The following is a 3049-nucleotide window of genomic DNA, read 5'->3' on the forward strand; positions in this document are numbered from 1 at the left end:
GCCACATCCTAATTCTCCAGCTTCTCAGCAAAAACTACTTTTAATCTAATTACTCATTCTCCCACAATAATACCTGGTTAACTTACGCCGTGCTGTACTAGTTGCTTTAGATGGGTTAGTTCCTTTGTCCGTCCATAAAAACTGGATATGTCAGGCAGGTAACTTCCCGTAACTCGTACTAGTTCGTTGCCAGAGGGTCTTTGCTTTTCAATTGGCACAGATTGAATAGGATACTTTTTAGTAACCTGCTCTAATAAAATACGCCGCAGCTTCTTTTTTCCAACCCGCTCTCCACTGCCAATAGTTTCGGAGAGTAAATCCCATAAAGGAGGAGCTATGCGTCTTTGCAAGTAGTTAAGGCTGTAAGGTGAGTTTTGCGCCACTTCTTCGTAATCATCATCATCCCATGCTCCCTTTAGGACAATAATTTCTGCTTCAGATAGGTGTTTCCCTCTTTTGGCAAACACTAAATTATCTACTACAAGTAGTGCAGCTTCAAAATCTGCTGTTGCCAAGGATATTTGCCCTTTCCTCGGTCCTTTTGGGATAACTGAGGAAAGGGCAGGTGAATTCAGTTTTTGTATGGTACTAAAATCCATGACTTGCTATTTCCGTAGGTTTAGGAAACGTTTATAAAGAGTTTTTCCTGGACTATAATTAGTATCTAGGAGTGTATTGCATCACATTAATATACTTTGTTTCTTCAACTTATTACTATTTTTTGTAAAAAAGTATCATAAAAATTTCTGATAGGTTTACTGAAAACTTTTTCTATATCAAGCGGTGCTTAGATAAAAGGTGATTAAATATACATTAAAGTTTTGTATCCGTAACTCGCTATGCATAAGTGCTAAGAGCTTGTTGCGTAAGGAGGTTCAGTGAGTTACTGTATCAATCCTCTTTGCAATCACCGCCAAAATCCTAATTCTGATGACGTCAAAGAATGCCTATATTGTGGGGCTTCGCTACTGATTAATGATCGCATCCGCTTAGTCAAGCCATTGAGAGCGCTCACTGATGACCCGTACAATTACATTGAAGTGTTTGAAGTAGATGACGCTGGTACTCAATGGAATCCTGTCCGCAAACAGCGAGTCATGAAAGTTTTGAAATGGAACTCGCCTAAGCTGGTTGAATTAATAGAGCGGGAATCTTTTTGTTTACAGATAATCCGACATTGCGGTATTCCTAGAAGCACCATAGATGACCTTTTTACTTTATTTACTCACAATAATTCCTTAACATTGTATTGCCTAGTTATGGATAAAATTGAGGGGCAAAATTTAGAGCAATGGTTGGAGTCTAATAGCTCAATTTCACAATCTCTAGCATTGGAATGGCTACAAAACTTGGTTGATATCCTCGATACAATACACCGCTCTAATATTTTTCATCGAGATATTAAGCCTTCTAATATAATTCTTCAGCCAAGTGGTCAATTAGCATTAGTTGATTTTGGTGCAGCACGGCAAGTAACTAACACTTACTTAGCAAAAGTAAGTGGTAGTGGAGGTACTAGTACAGGCAGGGGAGGACGATATGAAATTACAGCAATCAGCACGCCTCTTTATTCCCCCCTGGAGCAAGTAAATGGTAAAGCAGTACCCCAGTCAGATTTTTACGCTTTGGGTCGGACTTTTGTCCACTTGACTACTGCTACTCAACTAATTGATTTGCCAACAGATAAAAAAACAGGAAATCTAGTTTGGAGAGATAAAGCACCGCAAATTGACAAACCTTTTGCTGATTTCATTGATGAGTTGATGGCTCCCTTGCCGGGGCAGCGACCGCAAACGACTGAAGTAATTTTGCAGCGGCTAGAAAAACTGCCTAAGCAAATTAAAAATTATAAATTAGCTAATTCTAAAGTATTTAAATACAGCAAGTATACATTGATAGGTTTAGGAATTGTTGGGGGTGTCTTTCTATCTCTACCTCTAGCAGCAAACTATTTAGTAGCCCAAGGACGAAAGTTAGAAGCAGTAAATAATTCTCAGGGTGCACAAGAGCTTTTTGGTTGGGCCATTAAAATTAATCCTCAATTAAAACTTAGTATTGCAGAATTTTACTTTAATAAGGCTTCTCGTAATATAGATGATTCTAAGATAGCTAGGAAGTATTATGAACAAGCAATTAAATATAACCCCAAAGATACCTCTGCATATAATAATCTGGCATTAGTTTGCCAAGATTTGCGAGATACTAAGTGTGTAACTGAAAATTATGAAAAAGCTTTTAAGCTTAGGACTAATAATTGGCAAGGACATTATGGGTTAGGACGTTTTTATGAAGATCAGCAAAAATATGATTTAGCTGAAAAAGAATATCAATTAGCTATTCAAGAAAGTGATAAAGCAGTACTTGCTGTAGCTGCTTTATCAAGATTGAAAAATATAAATAATGAGTATGAGGCAGCAATTACTTTAGCCTTACAAGGGTTGCAAGAAACTAAAGATCCTGAAATACAAGCAGCCTTGTATAAAGATTTAGGCTGGGCAAGATTGAAGCAAAATAAGTTAAGTGAGGCTAAAAAATATTTAGAAAAGGCGATTCAATTAGATGGAAGAACAGATGCTTCCTGTTTATTGTCTCAGGTTGAAGAAGCTTTAGGTGAAAAAGATACCGCCAGAATTTATATAGAAGTATGTCTGTTAGCCAAGTCTACTTTACCAGAGGTTTTCGACTGGAGGCAAGAGTTACTAGACCGCATACTTAAAAAATAGTATCCTCTGAATCAATTTATCAGATATTTATCATAAACAAAATTTTATATAGAGATGAATATAGTTACTACGCCTATATAATAACAGGATATAAACAGTTATTTATATTGAAAGCAGTGAAAAACAGTATAAAATTTTTGACAGGATTCTGCTTAAGCTTTCTACTCATGAAAGATACGTTATTGTTGGCAGGTGTACCAGGGCAAACGCATCTAAATATTGACAAGCCTGAATCAGTATGAAATACACCAAGACTCAAACTACATAAGGCTTTGAGGAAATTAAATCTCACTCAATATTAAAATGATAATCATTGTGAGGGGGAG

General features: G+C 36.7%; 2 protein-coding genes. One reads left to right on the forward strand and one right to left on the reverse strand.

All coding sequences use genetic code 11. The features are described from left to right. Positions 1–77: 77 nt before the first annotated feature. On the reverse strand, positions 78–515 hold the full coding sequence (locus tag H6G26_RS40375) for a hypothetical protein (RefSeq protein ID WP_190737592.1): 438 nt from the start codon (positions 513–515) through the stop codon (positions 78–80). A gap of 363 nt (positions 516–878) precedes the next feature. Here H6G26_RS40375 and H6G26_RS40380 point away from each other — a divergent pair, with 363 nt between their 5' ends. Beyond that, positions 879–2723 carry a protein kinase gene (locus tag H6G26_RS40380; RefSeq protein WP_347242605.1) on the forward strand — a complete coding sequence of 615 codons (1845 nt, stop codon included), beginning with the start codon at positions 879–881 and terminating at the stop codon, positions 2721–2723. Positions 2724–3049: the final 326 nt, after the last annotated feature.

It is taken from the genome of Nostoc sp. FACHB-888, assembly GCF_014696655.1.
Classification (GTDB): Bacteria; Cyanobacteriota; Cyanobacteriia; order Cyanobacteriales; family Nostocaceae; genus Nostoc.